A 24819-nucleotide genomic window follows, 5' to 3' on the forward strand; every position below is an offset into this window, starting at 1 on the left:
CTTACACGGTTGAGCATGCGCTCGACCCTTATTTTCAGAAGATGACCGATGGCCCAATCTACGAAAAAGTCCAAGTCCAAGCTGTGGTTCCTCGTCCACAGCTGGCTCGCCCTGCCGATCTGGTTCTTTGTCCTGATCGTCTGCTTCACCGGCATGCTGGCCGTAGTCAGCCAGGAGATCGTCTGGCTGGCCAACTCTGACGTGCGCGCGAGCAAACCCAGCGACGGCGCCGAGCGGCTGAGCTTTCAGCAGATCATCGACGCCCTGCACAAGGCCGAGCCTGACATGGCCGTGCGCATGCTGGTGCAGCCTGAGGGTTCGCACTTTGCCCTCGCCGCCAGCGTCACCAACCCGGATGGCACCACGCCAACCCTGTACGTCAACCCGTACACCGGGGTGATCCAGGGCAAGGCGCCGGACTTCAACTTCGAAGCCTTCACCCGTGCCCTGCACGGCTGGTGGCTGGTGCCGTTCACCAATGGCTACAGCTGGGGCTGGTACCTGGTGTCGCTGCTCGGCCTGCCAATGCTGGCCTCGCTGGTGACCGGCCTGGTGGTGTACAAAAAATTCTGGCGCGGCTTTTTCAAGCCGGTGCGCAGCGGCCACGGCTCGCGGATCTTCTGGGGTGACGTACACCGGCTGGCGGGGGTCTGGTCGATCTGGTTCATCACGGTCATTTCGATTACCGGCATCTGGTTCCTGATCCAGGCCATTCTCGGTGACAACCATATAACCATCTCCAGCGAGCCGATCGTGCCGGTGATTGCCCGCGAAGACGTGCCGCTGACTGCCGACGGCAGCCCGGCACCGCGGATCGACCTGGATGCAGCGGCGCGCATCGCCACCGAGGCCATTCCCGGCCTTGAGATCACCTTCATCAGCCTGCCCAGCACGGCCTACAGCCATGTCGAAATGGGTGGCCGCGGCTGGTACCCGCTGATGTTCCAGACCGCATCGGTCAACCCCTACACCAGCAATGTCGACAGCAAGTTCCTGCTCGAAGACCGCTCCGCGCTGGAGTTCGTCACCGAGTCGATGCGTCCACTGCACACCGGCGACTTCGGCGGCCTGGCGATCAAGCTGATCTGGTTCTTCTTCGGCCTGGTATTGACCCTGATGGTACTCAGCGGGCTGTTGATCTGGACCAAGCGCACCGCCCAGGCCACCGCCGCAGCGCTCAAGCGCACCGATCGAGTCGCGCGCGCACAACCGGAACGCAGTGAAACTTCAGTGGAGGCGCAGCCATGAGCAAGGCGCAAGCAGTACCGGTGAGCCCGCTCAAGCAGTTCTGGCTGAAGTGGCGATTCCACATCAACATCCTGCTGATCCTGATCCCGCTGGGGTTCATGCCCAAGTACTTCGCCGACGCGGCCATGTTCCGCGGCGACAGTGGTTTGGGCGCCAATCAGGTCAGCGATATTCAGGTAGGCCCGTACACGCTCGACCTGGCCGAACTGCGCGACGAAGCGCCCAGGGCGGATGGCCCGGCGGGTCATTTCAAACTGTTCAACGCAGCCCTGTGCAAAGCCTGCACCACGGAGGTTAAAGCGGTCTACCTGCGTATCGGCAAGCCGCGCAGCCTGCGCGCTGCGGGGACGATTTTCTTCGGGGCACCCTACCGCATGATCACTTCGCTGCCGGTACCGCCGCGCACACGGTCTGACGCACAGGTCTGGATCACTATCGAAGGCTGGGACGGCAGCATGCACCAGGCATCCGTCCCCCTGGCCCAGGCCTCACCGGCAACCGTGGCCTGGCTCGAGAAACAAGGAGGCACCAAATGAAACACCTGACTCGCAGGCTGGCCCTGCCAATTCTGCTGCTCTGCGCGGGCCCTGCCCTGGCGCACAATCCGATGTGCGAGTGCGCACCGGTTGATGCCGAGCAGATCAAATGCACCGGTGGCTTCTCCGATGGCAGCGGCGCACCCGGCGTGACCCTGGACGTGATCGGCTACGACGAGCAGGTGCTGGTTGGCAGCAAGCTGGGAGACGACTCGACGCTGACCTTCAAGCGCCCCGACGGTGAATTCTACGTGCTGTTCGACGCCGGCCCCGGGCACATCGTTGAAATCGACCATGCCGATATAGGCGAGCCATGAGCCGCGCCCAGGTGATCCGCCCGGCCGGTGCCGGGCATGAGACGCTATATGTACTGCTGACAGCCCTGCTGATCCTGGCGCTGGCCGCCACAGTGGTAACGCTGCGCGGCGAGCGTGAGGATGAAGTCAGCATCGAGAGCCACCAGATCGACGCCCGGCGCGACCTGACGGCGGCCGAACAAGGGGTATTCACAGACCTGTTGGTGGCGTTCGACGAGATCCGCCAGTTGCGCGAAGAGACCGGTTCCATGCCTGAAGTGGCCAGCCTCGCCGAAGAAGGCCTGCCGCCGTTTGTCAGCGATGCCAGCAGCGTCAGCCGCGGTGGCCATCAATGGCAGTGGCTGGCTGCCGGCGCCTATCTGGGACGCAGCCAGGACAGCGCGGTCGCCGGCAGCTTCCTGCTGATCGTGCCCGCGCAGGCGGATGAACGGGCCGATGTCTGGCTGCGCCGCGACACCGCAGCCGTGGTTCCGGACGACCTGCAGCCGGTGGCCCTGATCGCCGCTGGCTGGCAGCAAGTGGTCAGCCATTACGACGCCGGGGTTACCCGTCAACACCGTCACTGAATCCAAGGACTCCTCCATGCTTCGCTCCGCCCTCGCCCGCCGCGCCCTCGCCCTGCTCATGGCCTGCGCCCTCCCGGCCCTGGCCCATGCCGAGGCCGGCAAGCCACTGCGCATCGGCATCACCCTGCATCCTTATTACAGCTACGTGAGCAACATCGTCGGCGACAAGGCCGAAGTGGTGCCGTTGATTCCTGCCGGTTTCAACCCGCACGCCTACGAGCCGCGCGCCGAAGACATCAAACGCATTGGCGGCCTGGATGTGATCGTGCTCAACGGCGTCGGCCATGATGACTTCGCCGACCGCATGATCGCCGCCAGCGAAACCCCTGATGTCAAAACCATCGAGGCCAATGCCAACGTGCCGCTGCTGGCCGCGACCGGGATTGCCGCCCGTGGTGCAGGCAAGGTGGTCAACCCGCACACCTTCCTGTCGATCAGCACCACCATCGCCCAGGTCAACAATATCGCCCGCGAGCTGGGCAAGCTCGACCCGGACAACGCCAAGTTCTATACCCAAAACGCCCGTGCCTATGCCAAGCGCCTGCGCAAGCTGCGCGCCGACGCCCTGGCCAAGGTCACCGAAGCGCCCCACGCGGATTTTCGCGTAGCGACCATTCATGCCGCCTACGACTATCTGGTGCGCGACTTCGGCCTGGAGGTCACCGCCGTGGTCGAGCCAGCTCACGGCATCGAGCCAAGCCCAGCGCAGCTGAAAAAGACCATCGACCAGCTAAAGGCGCTCGACGTCAAAGTGATCTTCTCGGAGATGGACTTCCCTTCGGCCTACGTCGAAACCATCCAGCGTGAGTCTGGCGTGCGCATCTACCCGCTGACGCACATCTCCTACGGCGAATACACCAAGGAGAAGTACGAAGTCGAGATGCAGCGCAACCTCGATACCGTGGTCCGAGCGATTCAGGAGAACAACGCATGACTGCGCCGGCCAACCTCAGCGTGGTTATGGGCCCGCGGATCGAGTTCGCCGGCATCGACCTGACTCTCGGGCGGACTTCGATTCTGGAACAGGTCAGTTTCAGCGTGGTCGCCGGCAGCGTGCATGCCATCGTCGGCCCCAACGGCGGCGGCAAGAGCTCGCTGATCAAGACCCTGCTCGGGCAGATGCCGCATCAGGGCCAGCTTACCTTGCACTGGCCGGGCGAGCGCGAAGTGATCGGCTATGTGCCACAAGCGCTGGAGTTCGATCGTGGCCTACCTATGACTGTCGACGACTTCATGGCTGCCATGTGCCAGCGTCGACCGGCCTTTCTCGGCCTGTCGCGCCGGGTCCAACCTGCCATCGATGCAGCACTGGCCCGGGTGGGCATGCTCGACAAGCGCAAGCGGCGCATGGGCGCGCTGTCTGGTGGCGAGCGCCAGCGCGTGCTGCTGGCCCAAGGGCTGATCCCCGAGCCGCAACTGCTGGTGCTTGACGAACCCATGTCGGCCCTCGATGAAGCCGGTATCCAGGTGTTCGAGCAACTGCTGCACAGCTGGCGCCAGAGCGGCACCACCGTGCTGTGGATCGAGCATGACCTGGAAGCGGTGCTGCGCTTGGCCGACCGAGTGACCGGCCTCAGCCGCAAAGTACTGTTCGATGCGCCACCGGCCCAAGCCCTGACCCCCGAGCGGCTGCTTGGTCTGTTCTCCGTCCACCCTCGCAGCGAGAGCCTCGCCCGATGAGCTTTGAAGCCTTCCGCCAACTGATCCAGGAATGGGCCAGCGCTGGCTATCTGCCGGAGGCGCTGGCCTACGGCTTCGTCATCAACGCGCTGATTGCCGGGGTGATGATCGGGCCGGTGCTGGGTGGCCTCGGCACCCTGGTCGTGGTCAAACGCTTCGCCTTCTTCTCCGAAGCGGTCGGCCATGCCGCGCTGACCGGGGTTGCCATCGGCATCCTGCTCGGCGAGCCCTACACCGGGCCGTACGGCAGCCTGTTCGGCTACTGCCTGCTGTTCGGCATCCTGCTCAATTTCCTGCGCAACCGCACCGGGCTGTCGCCGGACACCTTGATCGGGGTGTTCCTGTCGGTGTCGCTGGCACTGGGCGCAAGCCTGCTGCTGATGCTCGCGGGCAAGATCAACGTGCACATCCTCGAAAACGTCTTGTTCGGCTCGGTGCTGACGGTCAGTGCTCAGGACCTGCTGGTGCTGGGCATCGTCGCAGTGCTGGTGCTGGCCCTGGCGTTGCCGCTGTACAACCGGATCATGCTGGCCAGTTTCAACCCGCAGCTGGCGGCGGTCCGCGGTGTAGCGGTGAAGACCCTGGACTATCTGTTCGTCGTGCTGGTGACGTTGGTAACCGTGGCTTCGGTCAAGGTCATCGGCGCGATTCTGGTCGGCGCCCTGCTGGTGATCCCGGCAGCGGCAGCACGCCTGGTCAGCCAGTCGCTGAAAGGCTTTTTCTTCATCTCGGTGCTGATCGCTACGGTGAGCACGCTGTGCGGCATTCTGCTGCCGATCGTCTTCGACCTGCCGGTGCCGTCTGGTGCGGCGATCATTCTGGTGGCCGGCGTCTGCTTCGCCCTTGCCGCCCTCGCCCGCGCTCTGGTACCACGCCTGCAAGGAAACCCGGCATGACTTCTACCCTCAAGCAACTGACTCTGGCCTTGGCCCTGGCGGGCCTGCCCGCGCTGACGCTGGCGGCCAAACCGGCAACGGTTACCGTGCTGACCAGCCTGCCGGTCACCCACAGCCTGGCCACCGCGCTGCTCGAAGGCACGTCGGTACAGCTCAACAGCGCGGCGCCGGCAAACCTGCCAGCGACCCGCCAGCCGTCGTACTTCAGTGGCCGCGGTGGCGCCAGCCTGGACAAGGCCGCGCAGACGGCCGACGCCGCCATTGGCCTGCGTTCGATCTGGCGCGATGACCCGCTCTACCCAATGGCCCGACGCAGCAACATCCGCATCGTCGAGATCGATGCCGCACGCCCGGTAGACGGCGCGCTGCCAGGCATTGCGGTACAGGGAGACAACGCGTTTGCCGGCTATCCATGGCTCAACCCCACCAACATGGGGCGCATGGCCGACGTCGTGGCCAACGATCTCGAGCGTTTGTCGCCGAACGACAAGGCCAGGATCCAGGCCAATCTGGCAGGCCTGAAACGGCAGATGCTGGAACTCAACGCCAGCAGCCAGACACGCCTGGCCGAGGCCGACAACCTCAGTGTGGTGAACCTGTCCGAGCGCCTCGGTTATCTGGTCAGCGGGCTCAATCTGGACGTGGTCGATCAGCCGCTACCGGCGGATGACAAGTGGGATGCCGCGGCGCTCAAGGCCTTGGCCGACACGCTCAAAGGGCAGGACGTGGCCTTGGTGGTTCACCATCGCCAACCCGCTGCCGAAGTCGCCGAGGTTATCAAGGCGGCCGGAGCAAAACTGGTCATAGTTGAAAGTGATCCACAAGACAGCGTTGCCGGGCTCAAAGCCAGTGTCGAACAGGTCATCGCCGCTCTGCTCGGCTAGACCTGGTTTCAGGGGCTGTCAACAGCCCCTGAAATGCTCATCCATCAGCGCTTCATACAGCGCTGATAACGCTCATCTACTCGACCAGCGAACCACGCCGTGGTCAGCTTGCGGGTGATCTTCGGGCTCTTCAGCTCGATCCCTGGCAACACCGCGCGCGGCAGCGACTTGCCGGCTTTGGCATCTGCCAGAGCAAATACCTCGCGATACAACTCGCTCTCCTCGAACGCAAGGCTGTCGCCCTCCTCCAGCTGGCTGCGTATTTGCGTGTTGCGCAAGCCCAGCTTCACCCCCAGCTTGCGTGCTGCCTGCTCGGTAGCGCCGGGCATGATCGAGCCCGGTGCAATCAGGTCACCATCGAGCGCCAGGCTGACGCCACTGGCGCGACTCAGCGCCGCCTGAAACGCCGCGTTACGGCTGGCGTACCAACCGGCATTGAAGTCGCCAAAACGGTACAGCTGGCGCGGGTAATGCGCCGGATACCCCAACAGGTGGGCGATGCCGAAGTACATGCCGCCGCGTCGGCTGAACACCTCCTGGCGAATGGTACCCTGATAGCTGTAGGGGTAATTGCTGGCATGACGCTGGGCAAAGTCGATACTGACTTGCATCGGCCCACCGGTGTGCACCGGGTTAAGCCCGCCGAGCAGCGTCTTGCCCAACGGCAAACGTTCGATGACCTCGTCGTACAGCGCGCTGAGCTGCTTCTCGCTGCGCACCGCCGCCAGCCGCTGCTGATACGACTTGCCGTTGCCGGAGGGCGTCAGCAACGCAGCGTCCACCAGCAGCTTGGGGATATGCAGCCGGCCGGCCCGGCGGTCGATCTCGGCGCGGGCGATGCGGCCCAGGTTGGGCACCTGCGGGTCGGAGGTAAAGGTTGATTCCTGCTCGGTCACGGCCAATACCGCGCACAGGTTGCTCTTGCTCGGATCAAGTTGCTGAGCTGTAAACGCCGTCTGGATGTCTTCGGCCCAGCCCTGGCGGTCGTTGAGTTGGGCGGGCAGCAGCCGCAGCAGTTGCGCGCGAACCTTGGCCGGGTCTGCTTCGGGAGCACTCTCGCGCTGACCGGCACACCCTTGCAGCAGGGCCAGAATCACCACGCCGGCCCCGGCCAGACGGCGGTTCAGGGTTGGTCTCCGACCATGTAGGTTTTGCTGATATGGCGGAACTGCGGATGGGCAGCGCTGCCCATTAGCTCGAACACGACCATCTCGCGGGTGACGATCTGCGCACCGGCGGCACGCATGCGCGCCAGCGCTGCTGCTTTATTCGCCACGGTACGGCTGTCGCAGGCATCCTCGACGACAAAGACCTGCTTGCCCAAACCGAGCAGGCCAAGCACGGTTTGCAGTACGCACACGTGGGTCTCCATGCCGCACACGATCACCTGCTCGCGCTCGAGCAAGCTGGCCGGCAGACACTGCGCGGCCACGCAGGAAAAGTGCTGCTTGCTGACCACCTGCGCGGCCGGAGCCGAAGCCGTGAGCTCGGTCAGGGTTGACCCGAGGCCTTGCGGGTATTGTTCGGAGATTACCGTTGGCAGCTGCAGCTCGGCAGTTGCCGCGAGCAACCAGCGCGCTCGCGCCCGGGTACCGGCCGGGTCGCTCATGGCGCCAATCAGTTTTTCCTGGATATCGACGACCAGCAGCGTGGCCTTGAGCGGATCAATCAACATTGCCCATCCCTTGCAGAGGAAAACTCAAGCCTCTCGCAAGCAAGGGAGGACGTCAATCAGGCAGTCAGGCGCAGCGGCTCGAGGACCTCGGTCAGCACGCTCAGCACACGGTCTTCGTGCTCATGAATGAAGAAGTGCCCACCCGGGAAGTGCTGCAGAGAAAACTCCCCAAGCGTTTCTCGGCTCCAGGCCTGCAACTGATCGGGGCTGGCGCGATCCGTCTCGCCACCGAGCACCCGCAACGGGCAGCGCAGTAATGGCCGCTGACGATAGGCATAGCGGCCACACAGGAGAAAGTCAGCGCGCAGGATCGGCAAGGTCAGGCTCATCAGCTCCTGATTGTTCAACACCTCCTCAGGCGTACCTTGCAGACTGCGCAGCTCGGCGATCAACTCGACGTCGCTGCGTGGCTCGCGCCAGCGGTTGCCGTCGTAGTCCTCGCGCCGAGTGGGCGCGGCGGTACCGCAGGCAAACAACGCCAACGGCGGCGGGCAACCCAGCGCCTGCAGCTCGTGGGCCAACTCAAACGCCAGCAGTGCGCCAAGGCTATGCCCAAGCAGCGCGTAAGGCGCGTTGGCTGCCAACCGTTGCTCAGCGGCCAGTTGCCTGGCCAGGCCCAGCAGGTCCGTGTGCAACGCCTCGCCCATGCGCGCACCGCGACCTGGCAACTCCACTGGACGCACCTGCAGCCAGGCAGGCAGCTTGCGCCGCCAGCGGCTATAGACCATTGCACTGGCGCCTGAGTAGGGAAGGCACAACAGGTTGACTACGCTCACCGGCAGACGCTCACTGCGCCGCCGCTGCTGCCATCTTCTGACGCAGGCTCAGCGGTCGCATGTCGGTCCAGACCTCATCGATGTAGGCCAGGCATTCCTGCTTCAGGCCGCTTTTGCCCGCTGCGCGCCAGCCCGCCGGGATCGCTTTGTATTCAGGCCAGATCGAGTACTGCTCCTCATGGTTGAGCACCACCTGAAAAACGATATCGTCACGGTCGAAAACGGAAGTCATTGCCTGTCTCCTTGGAAGTTGCCCGCCCCAGCACGGTCGGCGCGGGGCGATGGTTGCGGCCGTCTCAACGGCACTGACTTCAAGAGAACGTAAAAGCCCCGGGCAAAATTAGTCACCCGTGGTCTTTGCAAGCGCCGCCAATGCTGTCATACATCCAGTTACATCTGCCCAGCACTTCAAGGAGAACAACAATGCTCGGTGTGACCGACTACGGCGCCTTCGTCATCGCCTTTCTGATCCTGCTGGCCATCCCCGGTCCTGGCAACTTCGCGCTGATCACCGCTACCGGCAAGGCGGGCATCAAAGGTGGCCTGGCTGCCACGTGCGGGGTGATTCTCGGCGATCAGGTATTGATGTGGCTGGCGGTGGCTGGGGTTGCCACGCTGCTGGCGGCCTACCCCACGGCGTTCCATGTGGTGCAGTGGGCCGGCGCGGCCTATCTCGCCTATCTGGGACTGCGCATGCTGCTCAGCAAGGCCGGCGTCGCACCGCGCGTCAGCCGCATGGACAGCGGCCATTACCTGCGCCAGACGATGATGATCACCCTGCTCAACCCCAAGGCGATCATGTTTTACATGGCGTTCTTTCCGCTGTTCATCGACCCGGTTCGGCACCAGGGCATGGTCACTTTCGCCTTCATGGCGGTAACCATCGCCGCGCTGACATTGCTTTACGGGCTGGTGGCCGTGCTGCTGACCCATCACCTGGCCGAACGCATGCGCGCCAGCCCCAAACTGTCGAATATGCTCGAGCGCCTGGCGGGTGCTTGCCTGATTGGCTTCGGGATCAAACTGGCGGCGATGCGCTGACTCAGGCGTCGCGCAACAGGTCGTGCGCATCGAGCAGGCGGAAAGCAACTTCCGGGTTGCGCTCCAGCCCCCGGCGGATGGCTGCGGGGATGGCCTGGCGGGTCTTGCGGCACAGACCGGGCTGCTCGGCCAGTTCGATGAGGATACCGCGCATGGTGCGCACTTCGTTGAAACTGGGAGCAATGTGCACGCGGATGCCAAGCTGATCATGCATCAGCTGCTGCAAGCGGTGCAGATCTTCAAGGCCCTTGAGGTTTTCCAGGCGTTCGAGCAGACGTTTTTCTTCGTGGCGGGTCAGGCGCAGGATACGCTGCGCTGCAGGCGATGCGGCTTGCAAGTCATCGCGCCCGCAGTCGCAGGCACCGGGCGGGCAAGGTTGACGTATCGGCTGGCTGGCTGTCATGTGCCTAGCATAGCCGTTGTCACCGAGCCGCAACCACCGCCGTTGCTGATCCGAGAACGGGCAAATCGATACCCGTGCTCAGATCAGCCAGCAACCTGTCATTGCAACAGATCCTGGATCTTGTCACGCAGCGTATCCAGGTCGAACGGCTTGGCCAGGATCGGCGCCTTGCGCGCAATCGGGCTGCCGGATTCGAGGATCTCGGCTGGATAGCCGCTGATGAAAATCACCTTCAGATCAGGCCGCAGCTTGACCGCTGGCTCGGCGATCTGTACCCCGGAGATCCCACCCGGCAACCGGTAATCGGTGACGATCAGGTCCAGATGAGGCTTGCGCGCGAGAATCTCGAACGCCTGCTGGCCGTCTTCGGCAACCAGCACGTGGTAGCCCTCACCTGAAAGATAGTCGCGCAAGATCATCCGAATGGCCGGTTCATCCTCGACTACCAGTACAACATCTTGTGCATCTTCGCTCATGACAACGCCTTGGAATTCAGCAAGTTGGCCATCTGACCCCGGGCTTAAGCAGAGGTTGCCTGCGCCTGGTCGGTTTGTTGTGACAGCGCCGTCAGTGGCAGCAGCACGCTGAATGTCGCGCCTTGGCCTACCTCGCTGTCGATCTGGATCTGCCCACCATGGGCCCTGACAATCTGCTCGGAGATATACAGACCCAAGCCCAGGCCTCCGATGGCCTGCTCTGCTGCAACACGCTCGAACTGCTGGAAGATCCGCTGCTGGTTGGCGGCGCTGACGCCAATACCGTGGTCCTGCACCTGCACCCAGGCCATCCCGGCCTGCTCGAACACCCGTACCTGCACCGGTTGCCGTTGACCGTAACGCAATGCATTGGACAACAGGTTGGCTACCACTTGTTCAATCCGAAACTCATCCCACTCACCTTCAACTGTATCGCAGCATTGCAGCTCGATGTGGGTGTTGGAGGCCAGCGCCTGCGCTTCGAAGTTCTCCACCAGGCCGCTGACCAGCTGCGCCAGGTCGAACTGGCGCGGCCGCAGCGACAATTTACCGGTGCGGATGCGCGATACGTCGAGCATGTCCTCGATCAGCCTGATCAGGCTGTTGATCTGCCGCTCGTCGCGCTCGACCATGGCCTGTAGCTTGTCTTCGCTGAATGCAGCCAGGTTGCCTCGCGACAGGTGCATCTTGCGCAGCTGGGTTTCCAGAATCAGCCCGTTCAGCGGCGTGCGCACTTCATGGGACACGATCGACATGAAGTCGTCGCGCATGCGCACAGCGCGCTCCAGCTCGCCCCGCGCCACCTGTAACTGACCGAGCAACACTTCCTGCTCCTGACGGCTGCGCTCCAGGTCCTGCAGCTGGCGGTCGAGCACCTTGCGCTGGCGGTACAGATCGACAAACACCGACACCTTGCTCTTCACCGCCATGGTGTCGAGGGGTTTGTGCAAAAAGTCGACTGCGCCACTTTCGTAGCCCTTGAACGCGTAGTTCATCTCGCGCCCGGCGGCGCTGACGAAGACGATCGGGATGTGTTTGGTTTTTTCCGTGCCGCGCATCAACTCCGCCAGCTCGAAGCCGTTCATGCCGGGCATCTGCACGTCCAGAATGGCCAAGGCAAATTCGTGTTCAAGCAACAGCCCCAACGCGTCTTCGGCAGACTGCGCCTGGTGCACTTCGCGGTCTTCGCCATGGATCAGCGCGGCGAGGGCCAGCAGGTTCTCTGGCAGATCGTCGACGATCAGCAGTTTGGCGGTAATCTGGCTTAACATGCGCTGGTTTCCAGGCTGCCGAGCAATTGCCCGATGCCGCTCAGAGTAAGGATGTAGTCAGGGCTGTGCAGGGCCAAGGCGGCCTCCGGCATCAGCGCGACTTGTGCGTCCTGCGGGTCCTGGACCACTGTCCGGCCTCCGCATTGTTTGATGTAGGCGAGCCCGCGCGCGCCGTCTTCATTGGCACCGGTCAGGAGCACACCAAGCAGCCGCTGGCGATAGGCATCGGCTGCCGAGGTAAACAGAAAATCAATCGCCGGGCGAGAGAAATGCACCGGCTCTTCCTGGCTCAGCGACAGGCTGAAATCCTGCTCGACCGACAAATGATAGGCCGGCCCGGCCACGTAGATAAGCCCAGGCTCGATCAACGCCTTGTCACGCGCCTCCCGCACGGGTCGCTGCACCTTGCGCTGCAACACTTCGGCAAGCTGGCTGTGGCGGTCATCCGGCAGGTGCAGCACGCACAGCACCGGCACGGCGAAGCCCGGCGGCAGGCTGCCGAGTACGGTGAACAGGGCAGCGACGCCACCCGCCGAAGCGCCGATCACTACCGCATCGACGCCCGTCATGATTTACGGAAGATCCGTTCAGGTTTGACCAAGGGCTCGAACTGCTCGCTGTAAGCAGAAAAATCCACCGACTCCTTGCTGCCCAGCACCAGAAAGCCGCGGTGGCACAGCGACTCGTGGAACAGGCCAAAGGCGCGGTCCTGCAAACTCTTGTTGAAGTAGATCAGCACGTTGCGGCACGACACCAACTGGGTTTCCGAGAACACACTGTCGGTGGCCAGGCTGTGGTCGGCAAAGGTCACGTTGTCGCGCAGGCTGCTGTCCATGATCGCGTTGCCGTAGGCGCTGGTGTAGTACTCGCTGAAGTCCCGGCGGCCACCGGCCTTGCGGTAGTTTTCTTCATAGCCCTGCATGTTCTGCATCGAATAGATGCCCTGCTTGGCTTTCTCCAGCGAATTCGGGTTGATATCGGTGGCGTAGATGATGGTGCGCTCGAGCAGGCCTTCCTCGCGCAGGAGGATGGCCATCGAGTACACCTCTTCACCGGTGCTGCAACCAGCGATCCAGATCTTCAGCGACGGCCAGGTGCGCAACAACGGCACGACTTCTTCGCGCAGTGCAAGAAAATGCCCAGGGTCGCGAAACATCTCGCTTACCGGGATCGTCAGGTACTGCAGCAACTGCATGAACATACCCGGGTCATGCAGCACCCGCTCCTGCAGCGCCGACACCGTACGGCAGTCGAACTGACGCAGCGCATGCAGGATGCGGCGCTTGATCGACGCCCCGGAGTAATCGCGGAAGTCGTAGCTGTACTTGAGATAGATCGCCTCGATCAGCAATCGGATCTCGATGTCGGTGTTGCGCTCGCTAGTCAAATTCGCTCCAGTTGCGGCAGCCAGACGCGGATCAGTGAGAACAGCCGGTCCAGATCAATCGGTTTGGCCAGATAATCATTGGCCCCAGCCTGCAGACAGCGCTGCTGGTCGTCTTTCATCGCCTTGGCGGTCACGGCAATGATCGGCAGTTTGCGCCAGCGCGCTTGCTGGCGAATCAAGCGAGTAGCCTCGTAGCCGTCCATTTCCGGCATCATCACGTCCATCAGCACCAGGTCGATGTCGTCGTGAAGCTCCAGCTGCTCCAGCGCTTCGCGTCCGTTGCGGCCGATCTCGACGATGGCGCCCTTGTGTTCCAGGGCGCTGGTCAGGGCGAAGATGTTGCGCACGTCGTCGTCGACCAGAAGGACCTTGCGGCCCTCGAAAACTTTGTCACGGCTGCGCGCCGTCTTCAGCATGCGCTGACGCTCGTTGGACAACTGCGCCTCGACCTTGTGCAGGAACAACGTCACTTCATCGAGCAGACGCTCCGGCGAGCGCGCGCCCTTGATGATGATCGAGCGCGAGTACTTGAGCAGCTCGGTTTCTTCTTCGCGGGTGAGGTTGCGCCCGGTATAGACGATGACCGGCGGGAACGCGCGAATATCTTCAGCCGTCATTCGCTTGAGCAGCTCGTTGCCGAGCATGTCGGGCAGCTTGAGGTCGATGATCATACAGTCATAGATGTTCTCGCGCAGCAGCTCGAGTGCATCCTGAGCCAACGCCACCGCCGTGATTTCGATGTCGTCGTCCCCGATCAGGCGGGCAATGCTCTCGCGCTGCAGGTCGTCGTCTTCAACCAGCAGGATGCGTTTGAGCTTCTGGGTCAGCTTGGCTTCGAGCAGGCCGAACACCTCTTTGAGCTCTTCGCGACTGGTCGGCTTGACCGCGTAACCGACCGCGCCCATGTGCATGGCCGCTTCGACACGGTCTTCGACCGAGATGATATGCACAGGAATATGGCGCGTGCTGGCCTGCTCCTTGAGCCTCTGCAGCACGGTCAGGCCGGAATGGTCAGGCAGGCGCATATCGAGCAGGACCGCATCTGGCAGGTACTGCGCCGCCAGCCGGAAGCCCTCGTCGGCGCTCTGCGCGGCCAGGCAGTTGTAACCCAGCTCATGGGCCAGGTCGAAGAGAATACGGGCGAAGTTCGGCTCGTCCTCGATCACCAGAATGCAGCGTTTGCTGAACGGCGCCAGCTCGCGGTCATCGGCAAACGCGTGGCGCGGCAGCGGTACTGCTGCTGGCACCTGCGGCGCAGCCGGCAACTGATCGACAGCTGGGCGCAGGGTCTGCACCTCGACCGGCTCATCCGACTCATAGCGCTCGGGCATGATCAGGCTGAACACGCTGCCTTGGCCGGGGCTGCTGTCGAGGCTGATCTGGCCACCGAGCAGATGGGCCAGGTCGCGCGAAATCGACAGGCCCAGCCCGGTGCCACCGTAACGGCGATTGCTGGTGCCGTCGACCTGATGGAAGGCGCCGAAAATCGCCTGCTGTTGATCCGGCGCAATGCCGATACCACTGTCGCGCACGGCAAACACCAGGCCGACGCCGGCCTGCTTGCTGATGGTCATGCTGACCTGACCACGCTCGGTGAACTTGATCGCATTTGAAAGCAGATTCTTGAGGATCTGCTCTAGGCGCTGGCGGTCGGTGAACAGCGTCGCCGGCAGCGGGTGTTCGAGCACGACCTGGAAGTCCAGGCCTTTGTCTTTGGCCAGCGGCACGAACATGCTGCGCAGGCCTTCGACCAGGCGCTCGACCTGGGTCGTCTCGGGGCGCACTTCAAGCTTGCCCGCCTCGACCTTGGCGATGTCGAGAATGTCATTGATCAGGTTGAGCAGATCGTTGCCAGCCGAATAGATCGAATCGGCGAACTTGACCTGTTCAGCGGTGAGGTTACCCTCGTCGTTTTCGGCGAGCAGCTTGGCCAGGATCAGCGAGCTGTTCAGCGGCGTGCGCAGCTCGTGGGACATGTTGGCGAGGAATTCTGATTTGTACTTGCTCGAGCGCTGCAAGTCTTCGGCGCGGGCCTGCAGCTCTTGCTGGGCTTCATTGAGCTCGCTGTTCTTGCGATCGAGTGCCTCGGTGCGCTCGGACAAGCTCTCGTTGGTCTGCTCAAGCTCGGCCTGCTGCGTCTCAAGGTGCGCTTGCGATTCCTTCAGCACGCGGGACTGTTCTTCCAGCTCCTCGTTGGCAGTCTTGAGCTCTTCCTGTTGCACCTGCAGTTCTTCGTTGAGCTGCTGGGTTTCGGCCAGCACCTCTTGCAGGCGCTGACGGTAGCGGGCGCTCTCGATCGACATGCCGAGGTTTTCGGCAACGCGCTCGACGATCTCCTGGTCACGCTCGCTCAGCGGGCGCAGGAAGCCAAGTTCGACGACGCCATTGATCTGGCCATTGTCGCGAGTCGGCATCAACAGTGCGCTGCGCGGCAAGCCGCTGCCCAGACCCGAGCTGAGGCGGAAGTAATCTTCCGGCAGCTGATCGAGGCGCACCACGCGCGACTGGCGCACCGCTTCCGACACCAAGCCCTCGTCGACGCCCAGCGCCTGCGTACGCAGTTGCTCCTCGGCGCTCAGGCCGTAACTGGCGACACGGACCAGGCTGCCGTGCTCGTTACGCACATACAACGCGCCAACCACACTGCCCAGGTACGTCGCAAAAAACTGCAGGATGTTGTCGCCCAGCATCGGCAGGGTCAACTGCCCCAGCACTTGCTCGGCCAGCTGGGTCTGGCCATTACGCAGCCAGGCATTGTGTTCAAGGCGTTCATTGGCGCGCTGCTGCGCCTGCATGTTACCTACGTAGCTGTCCGACAACGCCAGCAAATCGCGGCGTCCCAGATACGCCAGCAGGCCGCTGAGCGCGACGATAAACAGTACGAAGGTGGTAATCGCCGTGACGGTAACCGTGTTGACGGTCTGGTTACGGACCTGGCGCAGTTGCTGTTCGTTGCCGATGAAGTCGTCAAACTCTTTGCGTACCTCGTCGGTGATACGCTTGCCGCGGCCGTTGGCGATCGCCTGCTGGAATCCGCCCTGAGTCCGGCGCAGGGTGATCATCTCCTGGCCAAAATCGTTCCAGGCATGCTGCAGCGCGCTCAGCCGATCAATCCGGTCGACCTGCGCCGGGTTGTCTGCCACCAGCTCGCGCAAGCTGTCCAGGCTTGCGAATATACGCGGCTTGGCCACCTCGTAAGGGTCCAGGAACCGCTCGTCACCGGTGATCAGAAACCCGCGCATGCCGGTTTCCATGTCGATCGAAAGTTTCAGCGTTTCGTTGGCATTGCCAATCACGCGGTCGGTGTGTTCGACCCATTGCATGGCCGAGAGCAGGTAGCTGATTACCGCGACAAACGCCACGGCGCCAAGCAGGCCCACGCCAAGTGGCAAGCCGACGTTGCGGCTTAACAGCTTGCGAAAGCTCTGCTGGTCCATAGAAGCTGCTTGAATCATCTGATAACGCCCGAGCGAATTAACCATTGAATACCGAGGGTGCCGGCACCTGCAAGATGCTGCTGCAGTGTCCCACTGGCGGGTCTGACAGCGAAGTCTAACCAGCTTTGCCATTTGTGGCAGGGGCATTTAGCCAGTATTTGAGAACGGAGTGCGCCAATCGTTCCATCTGATTGCAGTGAACGTTATATTGGGAACTTCTGGGCCTGATACGGGCACAGAGTAGAGACACTTATCTGGTACAGGACCGCGACATGCACCCCCTCCTAGTAGTCGAAGACGACGACATCGTACGTATGCTGATGGTCGAAGTGCTCGAGGATCTTGGCTATAAGGTGATCGAAGCAGCAGACGCCACCAGTGCCCTGGTTATCCTCAATGACTCTGCAACGCCGTTGGACCTGCTGATGACCGACGTCGGCTTGCCCGATATGAGCGGTCAGGATCTGGCGGGTAAAGCACGGGAAATTCGCCCGCTGCTACCCGTGCTGTTTGCCAGTGGTTATGCCGACAGCTTGAGCGTGCCGGAAGGCATGCACTCGATCGGCAAGCCGTTCAGTATCGACCAGTTGCGCGACAAGGTCGTGCAGATGATCGGGCCTGCAAACTCAACGCAGGCCTGACTCACAGCTAAAAGACAGCTGTCACAACTTGGTTGCAGCGGGCCGGGCGCCGTCGATTTGGCTCACTGTAATCAAGCGCTCGCTGGCCGGCACCGGCCGTCCATACAAGAATCCCTGGAAGTGCGAGCAACCCTCGGCGCGCAGCAGTTCCATCTGTTCGGGCGTCTCGACCCCTTCTGCAGTGGTCTTGATCATCAGGCTGCTGGACAGCTCAGTGATGGCGCGGATGATCGACATCGCTTCGCGACTGTCACACATGTCATTGACGAACGACTTGTCGATCTTGATTCGATCGAACGGGAACGAGCGCAGATACCCCAGCGATGAATAGCCGGTGCCGAAATCGTCCAGCGAGATCGACGCACCGAGCTCCTTCAGCGCCCGCAGGGTATTGACGTTCTCTTCGCTGTTACCCAATAGAACCGATTCAGTGATCTCCAGCTCCAGACGGTGAGCAGGTAAGCCCGAGTCCGCCAATGCCAAAGTCACGACGTGTAACAGGTTGCCGCTTTTGAACTGCACGGGCGAGAGGTTGACCGACACCACCTGATCGGTGCCCCAGGTGGCCGCCTCCTGGCAGGCAAGATTCAGCGCGCGGGCGCCTATCTCGTGAATCAGCCCGGTTTCTTCGGCGATCGGAATAAAGTCCATCGGCATGATCATGCCGCGAATGGGATGCTCCCAGCGCAGCAATGCTTCGTAACCCGTGACCGCATGGGTCTGCTGGTCGACCACCGGCTGGTAATGCAGTTGCAACTGGCCCAGGTGCAAGGCAGTGCGCAGGTCGGTTTCAACCAGACGGCGCTGACGGGCGGCATTGTCGAGTTCGAGATGGAAGCACTCATAACGATTGCGGCCGTTGCGCTTGGCCTCGTACAAAGCCATGTCGGCGTAGCCCAGCAGTTGCTCGGCGTGTTCATGGTCATTCGGCGCAATGGCGATGCCGATACTGACGCCAACGCTGAACTGATGGCCTTCGATACGAAATACCGGGGCCATCGCCTCGATCAGGCGACGGGCGGTGACACAGGCGGCTTGCGGGCTGTCCATGCCGTTGAGGACGACAGCGAACTCATCCCCGCCAAGCCGCGCCAAGGTGTCCTGATCGCGCAGTTCACCGCGCAGGCGAGTGCCCAGCGCACGCAGCAGCTTGTCGCCGAAGGCGTGGCCGAGGGAGTCGTTGATGTTCTTGAAGTTGTCCAGGTCCAGGCACAACGCGGCGGTGAGCTTGCCACTCTCCTCTGCGCGCAGCAGCGCCTGCTTCAGGCGTTCATGGAACAACGTGCGGTTAGGCAACCCGGTCAAGGCATCGTGGTGCGCCATATGATGGATCTGCGCATGCGCGGCCAGCTCTTCGGTCGCATCCTCAGCCACGAACAGCACATAGTCCGGCTGGCCATCGCGGTTTTCGCTGAGCGATGCTCGGCTGCGCAAGGTTCGCGGGCCACAGGCCGTATTCACCCGAGTTTCCGAGGCGTAGCCCTTGCTACTGCGCGAACCACGCGTCAACTGCTGCTGGAGGTAATCGGCCGCCTCTGGCTGCAGGCAGTCCTCTGGCAACTGGCCGATCATGCTCGCACCCTGGCCGCCAAACAGACGTTCGGCCTGCTGATTGGCCAACAGGATGCGATGGCTGTCGAGATCCTGGACGATCAGGCTGGCCGGAATGTTGGCGATCACCGAGTCGAGAAAACGCGACAGGTCGGCCATTTCCTGACTATGCTGCTCGGCTAGCTCCTTGGCCTTGAGCAACTCCTGCTCGTAGCGATGCCGCTCGGACACGTCGCGGGTGATCTTGGCAAAACCGAGCAGTTGCCCATCAGCATCGAGCACCGCATCGATGACCACATGCGCACGGAACGCGCTGCCGTCCTTGCGCAGTCGCCACCCCTGCTCTTCAAACCGTCCGGTGCTGCGGGCCAGTTCCAGATTGCGCTGCGGGATCCCGGCAGCGCGATCCTCATGATCGTAGAACAGCGAGTAGTGCTGCCCGACTATTTCCTCGGCGCTGTAGCCCTTGGCGCGTTGCGCCCCCGGGTTCCAGTTGGCGACCACGCCTTCGGGCGTGAGCATGTAGATGGCGTAATCCACCACACTCTGAATCAACAGGCGATACATGACGTCGGGATTACTGACTAGCGACATGAGCTTCTCTGATCGGCAACACGCACAATAAAAGGCCCGGCGGGTAGGCCGGGCCGGAGCAGACAATGGCATTATGCCGCGCAGGAGAGTTCTTTGTGAACTTGATCAGAGCCTAGCGGCCGCTTGCGCCCTGCCCTGCGATGGCAGCGACTGCGTCAACCTCTATCAGCATCCCATCAAGCGCCAGACGTGGCACCGGGATTAGCGTGCAGGTGGGCTTCATGTGCTCGCCCCAGGCCTGATCTGCCGCCTGCACCCATTGGCGCAGACGCTCTTCGCTGTGATCAACGATAAGCAAGGTGAGTTTGAATACATGGCCCAGACCGGCACCTTTTGAAGCCAGCGCCAGCTGCAGGTTGAGCAACGCCTGGGCCACCTGCTCAGCAAAAAGTGCTGAAAGGTTACCCTGAGCGTTTTCGCCGCCCTGCCCGGCTACATACAGCAGGCAGCTGTCGGAGCGGACCTGAGCAACATGCGAATAAGCATTGGCGCTGGGGTCATAAAGGCTGTCGGGATTGGACAATTGGAAAACGGGGGACATGCGGTCGCTCCATCGAGTGAAAGAACGACCGAGTATCAAACCTCAGGTTAACCCGAGGTCAAGAGGATTATTTTTCTTCCAGCACGTGACGGCCTTTGACCGCCCGCGGGCCGCGCCACATCCAGAACAACAGCCCAGGCACTGGCGCGTAGACGACAAAGACGATCCAGAGCATTTTTCGCTCCGCTCGCCGTTCGCTGCCGATGATGTTCCAGATCGCCCAGATTTCCAGGGCGATGACCACAGCGGCGACGATGATCCAGATCGTTCCGATTTCCATAAGCGTCCTCCCGTGAGCATGTAATGCTTTGGTCCCGCAGAGGGCGCAAGGGTTCATTCCGATTCAGCCCGTCTCAGGGCTTCGTCACCTGATCCAGCGCACTTTGCAGCGCCTTGGCATCGCTGAACTGCTGTTTTGCTACCACGCGACTGTGGTCCAGTTGCAACCAGAGCACCTGGCCTTCCTGCCCAGGGTAACGGCTGGCGACTTCACCTTGACGATCAAGCATGACCCGGTAGCTGTAGTCACGCATGGCTGGAATGGCGAACAGCTTGCTGATTATAGACGGCATACGCTGGATATCCGCGACGAACACTGCATGCCGCGCCTCTAGATACCCCTTGGGCTGCTCGGCGATGGCCGCCTTGACCAGCTTGGCGCCGTCCATGTCGCGGGCCACAAGCAGAATGCGCGTGTCGCCATCCAGAGTGTAGCTCTGGTCGTGCTGATCCTGCAGGGTCCAGGGCGCGAGTTGATCACCAACTGCAACGGCATTGGCCACGAGCGGCAGGCAGGCAAGTAACAGGGCGGCGGCGAATTTCATCTGGATTACTCGGATTGACGGCCTGCCAGCATAGAGCATGTCGCCAATAACGACCTCAACTACCACCCCAGCGCCGCCTCTGTTGTCTTTGCCCGGCGCCCGCAGCACACTCACCGCGTCAGCCAGGAAGCGGAGCCGGCAGTGGCCACACCTCGTCAATTCAGCAAGAAGACCAGCACCAGCAACATGTTCCGGACCAAGTCCGCAGATGCCAGTGTGCACAAGCCCTACCAGGTCGATTTCGTCTTGCTCGAACACTTCTCGATGGCCAGTTTCACCGTGGCAATGGACGTACTGGTCACGGCCAACCTGCTGCGCGCCGACAGCTTCGGCTTCACCCCGTTGTCGCTGGATGGCGAACGCGTGCAAAGCGACCTGGGCCTTGAGCTGATCGCCACCGATCTGGATCCGGCAACCCTCAAACAGGCTGATCTGTTGATCATCTGCGGCGGTTTGCGTACTCCACTCAAGTACCCGGCGCTGGATCGGCTACTGCAGGATTGCAACCATCATGGCCTGGCCTTGGGCGGGCTGTGGAACGGTGCGTGGTTTCTCGGGCGGGCCGGAGTTTTGAGTGACTATGGCTGCAGCGTTCACCCCGAACAGCGTGCCAGCTTGGCCGAGCGCAGCCCGCAAACGCGGATCACCCCGGCAAGCTTTACCCTTGACCGTGATCGGCTGACAGCAGCCAGCCCCAATGGCGCGATGGAATTGATGCTTGGGCTGGTACGGCGCTTGTACGGTGACGCCCTGGCCGAAGGCGTCGAGGAGATTCTATCGTTCTCCGGGGCGCGCTACCGCCAGGTCGGACCTGGCGCGAAAAAATCCATGAGCCTGCACCTGCGCACCATAGTCGAACTGATGGAAAACAACCTCGAAGAGACCCTCAGCCTGGACCAGCTGGCCGCTTACAGTGACCGCTCGCGGCGCCAGATCGACCGCCTGTTCCAGGCGCAACTGGGCACCTCGCCGCGGCGCTACTACATGGAGCTGCGCATCACCAAGAGCCGCCGCCTGCTGCAGTACTCGGACCTGTCGGTGATGGAAGTCGCCGTCGCCTGCGGGTTTGTCTCGGTGTCGCACTTCAGCAAGTGCTATGCAGCCTACTTTGGCTATCCGCCGTCGCGCGAGCAACGCCTGGGCGAATAGCCCGTTCAGGCACGGATATAGCGCAGTACGACGTCGCCGATCATCTGTTTGTGGCGCTGCTTGACCTGGTCATCGGTCATGTCGATCTGGAAAATCTCGCTGAAGGTGTGCCGGTTGGAGACCCGGTAGAAGCAGAACGAGCTCATCAGCATATGCAGGTCGATGACTTCGATACCCTCGCGGAACACGCCCTCGGCAACGCCGCGCTCGAGCGTGTGACCCAGTGTCTCCAGCACCACGCTGCTCATCTCGCGGATGACCGGTGATTGCTTGACGTATTCGCCATAGTGGATGTTTTCAGTCGAGACGATACGTACGAAGTCGACGTTGTGGTCGTGGTGGTCGAAGGTGAACTCCACCAGCCGGCGGATGGCCTGCTCTGGCGGCAAGGTCTCCAGATCGAGGCTGCGCTCGGTCTTGCGAATGTCGCCATAGAGCTTGACCAGGCACTCGACGTAGAGCTGCTCCTTGCTGCCGAAGTAGTAATAGATCATGCGCTTGGAGGTGGCAGTACGCTCGGCGATGGCGTCGACGCGGGCGCCGGCCAGGCCTTGCTGAACGAACTCGCCAATGGCGGCCTGGAGGATGTCCTCGCGGGTCTTCTCCGGGTTGTTCTTGCGCGATTTGCGCGCCCCTTCCAGGGCGGGCTCGCCGAGGCTGACTACGGAATCACTCATACCCACTCACAGGCTAATTATTGGAATTGGAGGGATTATCCGTGACTGCTGCGACGCAGGGAAGCACGCAGATGGTCGCATTGGTCAGGTTTTGTGACAGGTGCGCCGGCCGCTGGGCCGGCGCTTGCCTTACAACACAGGTTTGCGTGCTGCCCCGCTGCGGGCCTTGGCCATGGCCGCCAGGCGGACCGCGACGTTGGCTGCGCCGTAACCGGCATAACCACCCTTGCGCTGGATGATTTCGAAGAAGAAACGCTCTTCGAACGGCTCGGTATACACGTGGAACAGCTCGCCGCCTTGGGCGTCACGGTCGTACAGCACGTTGTAGTAGGCCAGCTCACTGAGGAACTCGTCGTCGAAATCAAACCGCGCAGCGAGGTCGTCGTAGTAGTTCAGGGGGATTTCCAGCAGCGGCACACCGGCGTTTTTTGCCCGCGCCACTTCACTGAAGATGTCGGCACAGTCAAAGGCGATGTGGTGGACGCCCGATCCACGATAGCTGGACAATGCGTGGGCAATCGCAGTGTTGCGGTTCTCCGAGATATTCAGCGGCAAGCGCAGGGTGCCACACTGGCTGCGCAAGGCACGGCTCTTGACCAGGCCGTAGGGGTCGGGCAAGACCACCTCGTCGTCGGCCTCGAAGTCGAACAGGCTCTTGTAGAACAGCACCCAACTGTCCAGCGATTCGGCCGGCAGGGCCAGGGCCATGTGGTCGATACGTTGCAGGCCACCACTGGCGCCGCTGGCGGCATCCAGACGGAAATCGCTGTCGTAGATGGTATGCCCGGCACCGGCCTGCTCGACCAGGTAGATCAGGCTGCCATCCGGCGCACGCACGGCCGGGATCTCGCGCTCGTTGGGCCCGACCAGGCCACGGAATGGCTGGCCACGGTAGGCGGTGGCACGCTGCAAGGCAGCCTGGCCGTCCTTGACCCGCAGTGCGGTGGCGCACAACGAAGGGCCATGGGCTTCGAAGAAGTTATGCGCGAATGAATAGGGCTCAGCGTTGAGCACGATGTTGATATCGCCTTGGCGCAGCAGCCGGACACCCTTGCTGCGGTGTGCACCCGCCTCGACAAAGCCCAGGCGCTTGAGCCAACCACTCAGACGTGCCCCTACCGCTTCATCGACGGCAAACTCAAGGAACTCGACACCGTCGTAGGTACTGGCTGGCGCCGGGTCAAACAGTACCTCAGGCTCGATCGGCTGGGCCTCACGCTGCAATTGCAGGCGGGTTTTTTCTTCCAGGTACAACAGCGAACGCAGGCCATCGGCAGCGTTCTGCCGGGTAGGTGCAGCGCGGAAGCCATCGTTGAAGATTTCCAGCGACAACGGCCCGCGGTAACCGGTCTGCAGAATCGGCGCGAGGAAACCGGCCAGGTCCATTTCGCCTTGCCCCGGGAAGCAGCGGAAGTGCCGGCTCCACTCCAGCACGTCCATGGCCAGGATCGGCGCATCGGCCATTTGCACGAAGAAGATCTTGTCGCCCGGAATCTGCCGGATTGCACTCGGGTCGCCCTTGAGCGACAGGGTGTGGAAGCTGTCGAGGATCACCCCCAGCGCCGGGTGGTCGGCCTGGCGTACCAGGTTCCAGACCTGCTGGTAGGTATTGACGTGACGGCCCCAGGCCAAGGCTTCGTAGCCAATACGCAGGCCGCGGGCACCAGCATGTTCGGCCAGCAGGCGCAGGTCGTCGACCAGGATCTGCTCATCGCTCAGCGCGTCCGCCTGCACGTTGCTGCACACCAGCACCAAATCCGTGCCCAGCTCCTGCATCAGGTCGAACTTGCGCTCGGCGCGGTCGAGGTTTTTCTGCAGACGGTCGCGGCGGCAGCCTTCGAAGTCGCGAAAGGGCTGGAACAGGGTGATGGCGATGCCCAGATCGGCGCACATCTGGCGGATCTCGCGCGGGCTGCCGGCGTAGTAGAGCAGGTCATTTTCGAAAATCTCGACGCCGTCAAAGCCGGCTGCGGCGATGGCTTCGAGTTTTTCTGGCAGAGTGCCGCTCAAGGACACGGTGGCAATCGAACGCTGCATGCTGGAGTTCCTTGTTATTTGAGAAGCGTCAGCCAAAAAACCCTTGCAGGTGCTTGGCAGAATCGATTATTCGCGGGTAAAGTCCCGCCATCAATGACTTTTGTACGAAACAGTTAGTTTTTGTTCGATTACCGAACAAAAGCGAATTTGGCGAATTGATTCGGTGCTCGAGCCTGGGCAACCATGAATCCAGTTACAGACCATTCGAACTC

The 24819-nt window shown here is 62.1% G+C and carries 27 protein-coding genes; 11 read left to right on the forward strand and 16 right to left on the reverse strand.

What is annotated here, in order from left to right; all coding sequences use genetic code 11:
* Positions 1–48: 48 nt before the first annotated feature.
* The 8 genes from ACIOAU_RS14845 to ACIOAU_RS14880 are packed head-to-tail and all read left to right on the forward strand — an operon-like array spanning position 49 to position 6127.
* The gene (locus tag ACIOAU_RS14845) at positions 49–1248 is read left to right on the forward strand and encodes a PepSY domain-containing protein (protein ID WP_312391397.1); all 1200 of its coding nucleotides are present in this window, start codon (positions 49–51) and stop codon (positions 1246–1248) included.
* Positions 1245–1784 (forward strand): thiamine pyrophosphate-binding protein, encoded by a 540-nt coding sequence (locus tag ACIOAU_RS14850; RefSeq protein ID WP_101320276.1) that lies wholly within the window; start codon positions 1245–1247, stop codon positions 1782–1784. Before ACIOAU_RS14845 ends, ACIOAU_RS14850 begins: the two co-directional genes overlap by 4 nt.
* Positions 1781–2101, forward strand: coding sequence for a hypothetical protein (locus ACIOAU_RS14855; RefSeq protein ID WP_188036235.1), 321 nt, complete (start codon positions 1781–1783; stop codon positions 2099–2101). The genes ACIOAU_RS14850 and ACIOAU_RS14855 overlap by 4 nt, the downstream gene beginning before the upstream one ends.
* Positions 2098–2667, forward strand: a complete 570-nt coding sequence (locus ACIOAU_RS14860; RefSeq protein WP_101320281.1) for a DUF6162 family protein — start codon at positions 2098–2100, stop codon at positions 2665–2667. The genes ACIOAU_RS14855 and ACIOAU_RS14860 overlap by 4 nt, the downstream gene beginning before the upstream one ends.
* A gap of 16 nt (positions 2668–2683) precedes the next feature.
* The gene (locus ACIOAU_RS14865; protein WP_101320284.1) at positions 2684–3601 is read left to right on the forward strand and encodes a metal ABC transporter substrate-binding protein; all 918 of its coding nucleotides are present in this window, start codon (positions 2684–2686) and stop codon (positions 3599–3601) included.
* Positions 3598–4347, forward strand: a complete 750-nt coding sequence (locus ACIOAU_RS14870) for a metal ABC transporter ATP-binding protein (protein ID WP_188036237.1) — start codon at positions 3598–3600, stop codon at positions 4345–4347. The genes ACIOAU_RS14865 and ACIOAU_RS14870 overlap by 4 nt, the downstream gene beginning before the upstream one ends.
* Positions 4344–5243, forward strand: a complete 900-nt coding sequence (locus ACIOAU_RS14875) for a metal ABC transporter permease (protein WP_101320288.1) — start codon at positions 4344–4346, stop codon at positions 5241–5243. The genes ACIOAU_RS14870 and ACIOAU_RS14875 overlap by 4 nt, the downstream gene beginning before the upstream one ends.
* A complete protein-coding gene (locus ACIOAU_RS14880; RefSeq protein WP_101320290.1) occupies positions 5240–6127 on the forward strand; it encodes a metal ABC transporter solute-binding protein, Zn/Mn family in 888 nt (295 codons plus the stop codon). The genes ACIOAU_RS14875 and ACIOAU_RS14880 overlap by 4 nt, the downstream gene beginning before the upstream one ends.
* A 44-nt stretch (positions 6128–6171) precedes the next feature.
* On the opposite strand, the gene ACIOAU_RS14885 is transcribed toward ACIOAU_RS14880, so the two are convergent.
* Genes ACIOAU_RS14885 through ACIOAU_RS14900 form a run of 4 tightly spaced genes read right to left on the reverse strand, consistent with a single transcriptional unit; the run spans position 6172 to position 8810 of the window.
* Positions 6172–7227 carry a DUF1615 domain-containing protein gene (locus ACIOAU_RS14885; RefSeq protein WP_401182889.1) on the reverse strand — a complete coding sequence of 352 codons (1056 nt, stop codon included), beginning with the start codon at positions 7225–7227 and terminating at the stop codon, positions 6172–6174.
* Between the two features lie 23 nt (positions 7228–7250).
* Entirely contained in the window at positions 7251–7802 is a 552-nt protein-coding gene (locus tag ACIOAU_RS14890) for an isochorismatase family protein (protein WP_401182892.1), read from the reverse strand.
* A gap of 56 nt (positions 7803–7858) precedes the next feature.
* The gene (locus tag ACIOAU_RS14895; protein ID WP_150568941.1) at positions 7859–8578 is read right to left on the reverse strand and encodes a thioesterase II family protein; all 720 of its coding nucleotides are present in this window, start codon (positions 8576–8578) and stop codon (positions 7859–7861) included.
* A gap of 10 nt (positions 8579–8588) precedes the next feature.
* Positions 8589–8810: an MbtH family protein gene (locus ACIOAU_RS14900; RefSeq protein ID WP_101320296.1), complete on the reverse strand. Its 222-nt coding sequence runs from the start codon at positions 8808–8810 to the stop codon at positions 8589–8591.
* Between the two features lie 191 nt (positions 8811–9001).
* Between ACIOAU_RS14900 and ACIOAU_RS14905 the strand changes: the two genes are divergently transcribed.
* Positions 9002–9619, forward strand: coding sequence for a LysE family transporter (locus ACIOAU_RS14905; protein ID WP_401182895.1), 618 nt, complete (start codon positions 9002–9004; stop codon positions 9617–9619).
* Position 9620: 1 nt separating this feature from the next.
* Here the strand turns inward: ACIOAU_RS14905 and ACIOAU_RS14910 are convergent, their stop codons facing one another.
* The 6 genes from ACIOAU_RS14910 to ACIOAU_RS14935 all read right to left on the reverse strand — a co-directional run bounded on the left by ACIOAU_RS14910 (position 9621) and on the right by ACIOAU_RS14935 (position 16611).
* On the reverse strand, positions 9621–10022 hold the full coding sequence (locus ACIOAU_RS14910) for a hypothetical protein (RefSeq protein ID WP_101320300.1): 402 nt from the start codon (positions 10020–10022) through the stop codon (positions 9621–9623).
* Positions 10023–10120: 98 nt separating this feature from the next.
* Positions 10121–10498, reverse strand: a complete 378-nt coding sequence (locus tag ACIOAU_RS14915) for a response regulator (RefSeq protein ID WP_101320302.1) — start codon at positions 10496–10498, stop codon at positions 10121–10123.
* Between the two features lie 44 nt (positions 10499–10542).
* Positions 10543–11769 carry a hybrid sensor histidine kinase/response regulator gene (locus tag ACIOAU_RS14920; protein ID WP_101320304.1) on the reverse strand — a complete coding sequence of 409 codons (1227 nt, stop codon included), beginning with the start codon at positions 11767–11769 and terminating at the stop codon, positions 10543–10545.
* A complete protein-coding gene (locus tag ACIOAU_RS14925) occupies positions 11763–12338 on the reverse strand; it encodes a chemotaxis protein CheB (RefSeq protein WP_401182900.1) in 576 nt (191 codons plus the stop codon). Before ACIOAU_RS14925 ends, ACIOAU_RS14920 begins: the two co-directional genes overlap by 7 nt.
* Positions 12335–13156, reverse strand: a complete 822-nt coding sequence (locus ACIOAU_RS14930) for a protein-glutamate O-methyltransferase CheR (protein WP_101320309.1) — start codon at positions 13154–13156, stop codon at positions 12335–12337. Before ACIOAU_RS14930 ends, ACIOAU_RS14925 begins: the two co-directional genes overlap by 4 nt.
* Positions 13153–16611 carry a response regulator gene (locus ACIOAU_RS14935; RefSeq protein ID WP_401182903.1) on the reverse strand — a complete coding sequence of 1153 codons (3459 nt, stop codon included), beginning with the start codon at positions 16609–16611 and terminating at the stop codon, positions 13153–13155. The genes ACIOAU_RS14930 and ACIOAU_RS14935 overlap by 4 nt, the downstream gene beginning before the upstream one ends.
* A 254-nt stretch (positions 16612–16865) precedes the next feature.
* Between ACIOAU_RS14935 and ACIOAU_RS14940 the strand changes: the two genes are divergently transcribed.
* Entirely contained in the window at positions 16866–17234 is a 369-nt protein-coding gene (locus tag ACIOAU_RS14940) for a response regulator (protein ID WP_401182906.1), read from the forward strand.
* A 21-nt stretch (positions 17235–17255) separates the two neighbouring features.
* Here ACIOAU_RS14940 and ACIOAU_RS14945 read toward each other — a convergent pair whose 3' ends face one another.
* The 4 genes from ACIOAU_RS14945 to ACIOAU_RS14960 form a co-directional block, all read right to left on the reverse strand.
* Positions 17256–19379 (reverse strand): EAL domain-containing protein, encoded by a 2124-nt coding sequence (locus ACIOAU_RS14945; protein WP_401182909.1) that lies wholly within the window; start codon positions 19377–19379, stop codon positions 17256–17258.
* 112 nt (positions 19380–19491) lie between these two features.
* Complete coding sequence (locus ACIOAU_RS14950) at positions 19492–19920, reverse strand: RidA family protein (RefSeq protein ID WP_401182912.1); 429 nt, start codon at positions 19918–19920, stop codon at positions 19492–19494.
* Positions 19921–19987: 67 nt separating this feature from the next.
* Entirely contained in the window at positions 19988–20200 is a 213-nt protein-coding gene (locus ACIOAU_RS14955) for a PLDc N-terminal domain-containing protein (RefSeq protein ID WP_101320321.1), read from the reverse strand.
* 73 nt (positions 20201–20273) lie between these two features.
* The gene (locus ACIOAU_RS14960) at positions 20274–20744 is read right to left on the reverse strand and encodes an FAD/FMN-containing dehydrogenase (RefSeq protein WP_401182915.1); all 471 of its coding nucleotides are present in this window, start codon (positions 20742–20744) and stop codon (positions 20274–20276) included.
* 141 nt (positions 20745–20885) lie between these two features.
* Here ACIOAU_RS14960 and ACIOAU_RS14965 point away from each other — a divergent pair, with 141 nt between their 5' ends.
* The gene (locus ACIOAU_RS14965; protein WP_101320326.1) at positions 20886–21893 is read left to right on the forward strand and encodes a GlxA family transcriptional regulator; all 1008 of its coding nucleotides are present in this window, start codon (positions 20886–20888) and stop codon (positions 21891–21893) included.
* 5 nt (positions 21894–21898) lie between these two features.
* Here the strand turns inward: ACIOAU_RS14965 and ACIOAU_RS14970 are convergent, their stop codons facing one another.
* Positions 21899–22570 (reverse strand): TetR/AcrR family transcriptional regulator, encoded by a 672-nt coding sequence (locus tag ACIOAU_RS14970; RefSeq protein WP_101320329.1) that lies wholly within the window; start codon positions 22568–22570, stop codon positions 21899–21901.
* A 129-nt stretch (positions 22571–22699) separates the two neighbouring features.
* Positions 22700–24607 carry a 3-dehydroshikimate dehydratase QuiC gene (gene quiC / locus ACIOAU_RS14975; RefSeq protein ID WP_101320331.1) on the reverse strand — a complete coding sequence of 636 codons (1908 nt, stop codon included), beginning with the start codon at positions 24605–24607 and terminating at the stop codon, positions 22700–22702.
* Between the last annotated feature and the right edge of the window lie 212 nt (positions 24608–24819).

The organism is Pseudomonas sp. NPDC088322 (assembly GCF_044740745.1).
Lineage (GTDB): Bacteria > Pseudomonadota > Gammaproteobacteria > Pseudomonadales > Pseudomonadaceae > Aquipseudomonas > Aquipseudomonas shirazensis.